Raw genomic sequence first — 6,829 nt, 5'->3', positions numbered from 1 at the left:
CTGCAGGGGGGACCCTGTGGGAGAGTAGGACGCCGCCGAACAATCATTGTGGGGAAGCCCCGCACCTTAAATGGTGCGGGGCTTTTCTGCGTTTAGGGTCGGTGTATGACCTATGAACTCGTGATCTTCGACAACGACGGTGTGCTGGTCGACAGCGAACCGGTCGCCAACACGATCCTGGCCGGCTACCTGACCGAACTCGGGCACCCCACCTCGTACGAGGACTCGCTCCGCGACTACATGGGTGCCGCCGTGCACCGGGTGCACGACCTCGTCCACGAGCGCACCGGACAGCGGCTGCCGGCCGAGTTCGACCAGACCCTCCACGCACGGACCTTCGCCGCCTTCGAGCGGGAACTGCGGCCCGTGGAAGGCGTGGTCGAACTCCTCGACGCGCTGGTCGCCGGGGGAGTGCGGTACTGCCTCGCCTCCTCCGGCAGCCACCAGCGGATCCGGGTCGGACACCGTGCCGCCGGACTGACCCGCTGGTTCCCCGACGAACTGGTCTTCAGCGCCCAGGACGTGGGCAAGGGCAAGCCCGCCCCCGACCTGTTCCTGCACGCCGCCCGGGAGATGGGCGTCGCCCCCGAGAAGTGCGTGGTCGTCGAGGACAGCCGGCTCGGAGTGCAGGCCGCCGTGGCCGCCGGGATGGACGTGTACGGGTTCACCGCCATGACGAGCGCCGAGACCCTCGCCGGCGCCAGCGGCCACTTCCGGGAGATGGCCGAGCTCCCGGAACTTCTCGGTCTGATCTCTACCCACCGGTAGCCGCCGGGCCTACGCTGTGCCGCCATGACCATGACGGAAACGGCGATGCTGCGGCGCGGCCGCGGGGCGCTGGGGTTCAGCTTCTTCGTGCAGGGCGTGACCTTCGCCCTGCTGGTGACACGGATCCCGGCCATCCAGGACCGGTACGGGATATCGGACGCCCTGCTGCCCGCCTTCCTCGCCGCCGTGCCCGTCCTCGCCGGGGTGGCCAGCGTGGTCACCGAGAAGCTGGTGCGGACGGTGCCGCCGAGCGCGGTGCTGCGGTGGTCCCAGCCGCTGGTGCTGCTGGCGCTCCTCGGGGTCGGGGCCGGCAGCGGGCTCTGGCAGGTGGCCTGCGCGCTGGCCGCGTTCGGACTGGCCGTGGGCGGGCTGGACGCCTCGATGAACATGCTCGGGGTCAGCCTCCAGCGGGCCTACGGCCGCAGCATCATGCTGGGGTTCCACGCGGCCTACAGCCTCGGCGGGATCGTCGGGGCTTCCGCCGCCTGGGCCGGCGCCCACTGGCACCTCTCCCTGTTCGCGTCCTACTTCCCCGCCGTGGCCCTGCTGCTGCCGCTGGCCCTGGCCGGCAGCCGCTTCTACCGGGACGCGGACGACGCGGACGACACGGACTCCATCCGTGGGGACACCGGCACCGGGGATGCCGGCGGGCGGTCCCTGCGGCTGCTGCTGCCGCTCTGCCTGGTGATGGCCTGTGCCTACATCGGGGACTCCACCGTCTCCAACTGGAGCGCCAAGTACCTCCAGGACGTCCTGGGCAGCTCCGAGCAGCTCGCCACCGTCCCCTACAACCTCTACATGGTGACCACCCTGCTGGGGCGGGCCGTCGGAGACCTCGGCGTACGCCGGTTCGGGGCGGTGTCCGTGGTCCGCGGCGGGACCCTGCTGGCCGCCGGCGGTTTCGCGGTGGTGGCGCTCGCCCCCGGCGCCTGGGTGGGGATGCTGGGGTTCACCCTGCTCGGCCTCGGGCTGTGCGTGATCGTGCCGCAGACCTTCGCCGCGGCCGGCCGGCTCTTCCCCGGGGACTCCGACCGGGCGATCGCCCGGCTGAACATCTTCAACTACGTGGGGTTCCTGGTCGGATCCCCTCTGGTGGGGGCGCTCGGCGACGCCTGGAGCTACCGGGGGGCGATGCTCGTGCCCATGCTGCTGGTCCTGGTGACGCTGGGGTACGCCCGCTCGTTCGGCACGGAACCGGCCCGATACGGTGTCGGGCATGAGCGGCCGCGGGTTGTTGATGTGGGACGAGGCGGTAACGAAGTATGACTTCGGGCCCGGCCATCCGATGGATCCGGTGCGTCTGGCGCTGACCATGGGACTGGTCCGCGCCTTCGGCCTGGAGCGCGTGCTGGAGGTGCGGGCTGCCAAACCGGCCGGTGACTCCACGCTGCGGCTGGTCCACCGTGAGGACTACGTGGCCGCCGTGCGGGAGCTGTCCGCCGATCCGGGCGCCGCCGACGGGTCCTACGGGCTGGGCACCGTGGACGATCCGGCGTTCCACGGGATGCACGAGGCCGCCGCGCTGATCGCCGGACAGTCCGTGGCGGGGGCCGAGGCGGTCTGGCGGGGCGAGGCCGAGCACGCCGTGAACTTCGCCGGCGGACTCCACCACGCCATGCCCGGCGGGGCCGCCGGGTTCTGCGTCTACAACGACGCCTCGGTGGCCATCGCCCGGCTGCTGGAGCTCGGCGCCGAGCGGATCGCCTACGTGGACGTGGACGTGCACCACGGGGACGGGGTGCAGGCGGCCTTCTGGGACGACCCGCGGGTGCTGACCGTGTCGGTGCACGAGCACCCGAGGACCCTGTTCCCGCAGACCGGCTGGCCGGAGGAGACCGGCGGCCCGGACGCCGAGGGATCCGCGGTGAACGTGGCGCTGCCCGCCGGGACCGGTGACGAGGGCTGGCTGCGGGCCTTCCACGCCACCGTGCCCGAGCTGCTCGCCGACTTCCGGCCTCAGGTGCTGGTGACCCAGCACGGGGCCGACACCCACTTCGAGGACCCGCTCGCGCACCTGGCGGTCTCCCTGGACGCCCAGCGGGCCGTGCAGGAGGCCTGCCACGAGCTGGCGCACCGGTACGCGGACGGGCGCTGGCTGGCGCTGGGCGGCGGCGGTTACGCGGTGGCCGACGTGGTGCCGCGGTCCTGGACCCATCTGGTGGCCATCGCCGGGCACCGGCCGGTGGCCCCGGAGACCCTGGTGCCCTCCTCCTGGCGGGACCAGGTGTACGCGCTGACCCGGCAGCTGGCCCCGGGCAGGATGACGGACGGACGGACCCCCCAGTGGCGGGACTGGGAGGACGGCTACGATCCGGCCGACCGCACCGACCAGGCCGTGCTGGCGACCCGGCGGGCGGTCTTCCCGCTCCGCGGGATGCTGGTCTGACCGGCCGCTGCCGTCCGGATTAGGCCAACTGTGGGGCTGTTCCCGGGAATTGATGATCATTCAGTTCTGTTGCGGGAGCATCGGAGGGTGTTGAGCACCGGCGCCCTGCGTGCGCATCTGCTGGCGGCCCGGCTGGCCGGTCCCGTGGCCACCTCCCGGGAGGAGAGCCTGCGGAGCTACCGGTTGTTCGCGGCGCGGGATCCGCGGGTGCTGCTCGGGCTCGACCCGGAACGGGGCTGGGAGGAGCGGGATCTGATCCGGCTGATGGCCGACAAGTGCGGGGTCTCCTCGGACCCCTCGCACGTCAGCGGCCCGGACGTGATCGACCCGGAGCGGACCCTGGCGGCACTGGAGGCGTTCGCGGGCCGGCTGCGGCGGGTGGTGGCGGCGCGTGCCCCGGTGCTGTTCGGGACCGGGCATCCGCATCGGCTCCTGGGGTTCTACGTCAGTTTGGCCGAGGCGCTGTCGGCGGCGGGATGTGTCGTCCTCACCCCGGCGCAGGGGCGTGATGTCGACATGGCGTCCCGGTTCGGCGTACGCAGGTACAGCCTCGATTACGTACGGGGGGTCGCTCTGGTGCGGGAACCCGGCGCGCGGGGGCCCGGTGGTGCCACCGGCGCACACTCCCATTCCCCGCTGCCGGTTCGGATCGCCCTGGGGGCGCTGGCGGAGGCCGGCGGGCCGCTGCCGGAACTCGTGGTGGGGGACCACGGGTGGGTCTGCGGAGCAGGTCAGCTGGGATTCGAGGCCATCGGGCTGGCGGATACGGATGATCCGGCGCTGTTCGTCGGGGAAGCCGAGGGCAGTGTGTCGGTGGCCGTTCCGCTTGATGACGCCGTCCGTTCCGACTATTACCGGCCGCTCACCCGCTATGTCCTGGACAGGGTCAGTTTGTCGGGGTAACCGTTCCGTGCGTCCGGTGGCTGCAACACCTCTTCCCCACTCGCATCACCCGCCCCTAATCTGGGGAGTGAGCGTGCGACGACGTGGAGTAACCGGAGGGGAAGCCGGTGCCCCGTCATGCGCGGAAGGTCAAGGTGTGTCATGGCTGCTGGCGAGAGGCCTCTCAGTGAGGTTCAGTTCCTGACCGTGGCGGAGGTCGCCTCGGTGATGCGAGTGTCGAAGATGACCGTGTACCGCTTGGTGCACAACGGCCATCTGCCCGCGATCCGGGTGGGCCGGTCCTTCCGGGTCCCCGAGAACGCGGTCCATGAGTACCTCCGTGAGTCATTTGTGGGGGTGGAGTCGGCCTGAGGCGGACATCGGGTTGCCTGCGGATTACAAGCTCGGAGCTCGGGCGGGTAGGCTAGGCCGACGTAGGTCGTGTGGGCCCAGACGCCCCGCACCGATCCCCGCCTCGTGCGGGGATGTTCCGAGAAGTGAGCGAGGGTAGTCGTGGGCTCTGTTATCAAGAAGCGGCGCAAGCGGATGGCTAAGAAGAAGCACCGCAAGCTGCTCAAGCGCACCCGCGTCCAGCGCCGTAACAAGAAGTAAACGGTAGCTGTACGTGTACTCCGCAGCCCCTCCACCATCATGGTGGGGGGGCTGTGGTGCAGGCGGACTAGGGAGGCGCTGGGCTCGTGGGGAAGGTCGTGCTCGTCACCGGGGCTGCCCGGCAGCTGGGGGCCCGATTCGTGCGCCGGGTGCAGCGGGACCCCGAGGTGGAGCGGGTCATCGCGGTGGACTCCGTGGCCCCGCCGCATCTGGGCTCGGCCCAGTTCGTCCGGACGGACATCCGGCAGTCGGCCATCGCCCGGGTGCTCGCCGAGCACGCGGTGGACACGGTGGTGCACCTGGCGGTCACCGGGGGCGGTGCGGGGATCGGCGGGGGTGCGCGCAGCACCGTCAAGGAGACCAACGTCATCGGCACTATGCAGCTGCTGGGTGCCTGCCAGAAGTCGCCCACGGTCCAGCGGCTGGTGGTGAAGTCGAGCACCGGTGTGTACGGGGGCGCGGCCAAGGACCCGGCGGTGTTCCCGGAGACGGCGCAGCCGAAGGCGCTGCCGGCGGGCGGGTTCGCCAAGGACGCGGCCGAGGTCGAGGGCTATGTGCGGGGCTTCGCGCGGCGCCGGCCCGATGTGGCGGTGTGCGTGCTGCGGTTCGCGAACATCCTGGGGCCGCTGGCGGATTCGCCGCTGGCCGAGTACTTCTCGATCCCGGTGCTGCCCACGGTGCTGGGCTATGACCCGCGGCTGCAGTTCGTCCACGAGGACGATGTGCTGGACGTGCTCCGGCTGGCCTCCCGGGCGCCCCGGCCGGGGACCCTGAACAGCGGGACCTTCAACATCGCCGGGGACGGGGTGCTGCTGCTGTCGCAGTGCGCGCGGCGGCTGGGGCGGCCCACGCTGCCGCTGCTGCTGCCGGCCGTCACCTGGGTGGGTTCGGCGCTGCGGGCGGTGGGGGTCACGGACTTCTCGCCGGAGCAGATCCGGCTGCTGACCCACGGCCGGGTCGTGGAGACCGCGCAGATGCGCCAGGTCCTCGGCTTCGACCCGCTCTACACGACGGCGGAGACCTTCGCGGACTTCGCGCGGAGCCGGGGCGGCGGGCTGTTGCCGCCGGACCGGGTGGGCCGGGCGGTCGACCGGGTGGCGGGTTTGCTGGAAGATTCCGCGGTACGTGAAGAGGGAGCGCAGCGATAGTGGCGGACGCCAAGGTCATTCCGTTCGACGAGGACCGTCCGCGCAAGCGTCCGGCCGGCGGCCGCAGGGTGCGGGCGGTCCCGCCGGTGGAGCCGGTGGCGGCGCCCGAGCCGGATCCGGTGGATTCCCCGGAGCCCGCCGAGCCCGCCGGACCCGCGGGGCCGGCCGGGGCGGCTGGCTGGGACCGGCGGATCGCCGGCGGGCTGGCGTTCCTGCGCCGGCGGCTCACCGGTGAGTACGAGGTCGATGACTTCGGGTACGACAAGGAGCTCACCGACGAGGTCCTGATGACCTTGCTGCGGCCGCTGTACGAGAAGTACTTCCGGGTGGAAGTGAAGGGGATGGAGAACATCCCCGCCGAGGGTGGTGCGCTGATCGTGGCGAACCACTCGGGGGCGCTGCCGCTGGACGGGCTGATGCTCCAGGTGGCGGTGCACGACCGGCATCCCGCGCAGCGGCATCTGCGGCTGCTGGCCGCGGACCTGGTGTTCATGCTGCCGGTGGTCAACGAGCTGGCCCGGAAGGCGGGGCACACCCTGGCCTGTGCGGAGGACGCGCAGCGGCTGCTGGAGGCCGGGGAGCTGGTGGGGGTGATGCCGGAGGGCTTCAAGGGGCTGGGGAAGCCGTTCGGCGAGCGGTACAAGCTCCAGCGGTTCGGCCGGGGCGGGTTCGTCTCCACGGCGCTGCGGGCGGGCACGCCGATCGTGCCCTGTTCGATCGTGGGGGCGGAGGAGATCTACCCGATGATCGGCAACGCGAAGACGCTGGCGCGGCTGCTGGGGGTGCCGTACTTCCCGATCACGCCGACGTTCCCGCTGCTGGGGCCGCTGGGGGCGGTTCCGCTGCCGACGAAGTGGACGATCCAGTTCGGGGAGCCGATTCCGACGGACGGGTATGCGCCGGAGGCGGTGGAGGATCCGATGCTGATGTTCAATCTGACGGATCAGGTCCGGGAGCAGATACAGCACACGCTCTACAAGCTGCTGGTGCAGCGGCGTTCGGTGTTCTTCTGAGGCCTGTGCTGCTGAGATCC

7 protein-coding genes and 1 pseudogene are annotated in these 6,829 nt (G+C 71.4%); all 8 read left to right on the top strand.

Translation table 11 applies throughout. The features are described from left to right. Positions 1–105 precede the first annotated feature (105 nt). The 8 genes and pseudogenes from ACZ50K_RS25690 (at position 106) to ACZ50K_RS25655 (ending at position 6,809) form a co-directional block, all read left to right on the top strand. On the top strand, positions 106–768 hold the full coding sequence (locus ACZ50K_RS25690) for an HAD family hydrolase (RefSeq protein ID WP_468907252.1): 663 nt from the start codon (positions 106–108) through the stop codon (positions 766–768). A 30-nt stretch (positions 769–798) separates the two neighbouring features. Next, on the top strand, positions 799–2,034 hold the full coding sequence (locus ACZ50K_RS25685) for an MFS transporter (RefSeq protein WP_468907277.1): 1,236 nt from the start codon (positions 799–801) through the stop codon (positions 2,032–2,034). Further along, entirely contained in the window at positions 1,985–3,154 is a 1,170-nt protein-coding gene (locus ACZ50K_RS25680) for an acetoin utilization protein AcuC (protein ID WP_468907250.1), read from the top strand. Before ACZ50K_RS25685 ends, ACZ50K_RS25680 begins: the two co-directional genes overlap by 50 nt. Positions 3,155–3,241: 87 nt before the next feature. Next, positions 3,242–4,057, top strand: coding sequence for a phosphatase (locus tag ACZ50K_RS25675; RefSeq protein ID WP_468907248.1), 816 nt, complete (start codon positions 3,242–3,244; stop codon positions 4,055–4,057). 141 nt (positions 4,058–4,198) lie between these two features. After that, positions 4,199–4,408, top strand: coding sequence for a helix-turn-helix domain-containing protein (locus ACZ50K_RS25670; RefSeq protein ID WP_162688852.1), 210 nt, complete (start codon positions 4,199–4,201; stop codon positions 4,406–4,408). Between the two features lie 141 nt (positions 4,409–4,549). Further along, positions 4,550–4,648, top strand: a complete 99-nt coding sequence (locus tag ACZ50K_RS25665) for a 30S ribosomal protein bS22 (RefSeq protein ID WP_003948845.1) — start codon at positions 4,550–4,552, stop codon at positions 4,646–4,648. Between the two features lie 83 nt (positions 4,649–4,731). Beyond that, a pseudogene (locus ACZ50K_RS25660) lies at positions 4,732–5,796 on the top strand (NAD-dependent epimerase/dehydratase family protein); the annotation flags it as partial. After that, a complete protein-coding gene (locus ACZ50K_RS25655) occupies positions 5,796–6,809 on the top strand; it encodes a lysophospholipid acyltransferase family protein (RefSeq protein WP_468907246.1) in 1,014 nt (337 codons plus the stop codon). The pseudogene ACZ50K_RS25660 and the gene ACZ50K_RS25655, both read left to right, overlap by 1 nt. Positions 6,810–6,829 lie beyond the last annotated feature (20 nt).

It is taken from the genome of Streptomyces sp. NPDC033845 (assembly GCF_055576225.1).
Note: the sequence above shows the minus strand (reverse complement) of the source record. Positions and strands in the feature narration are given on the sequence as shown.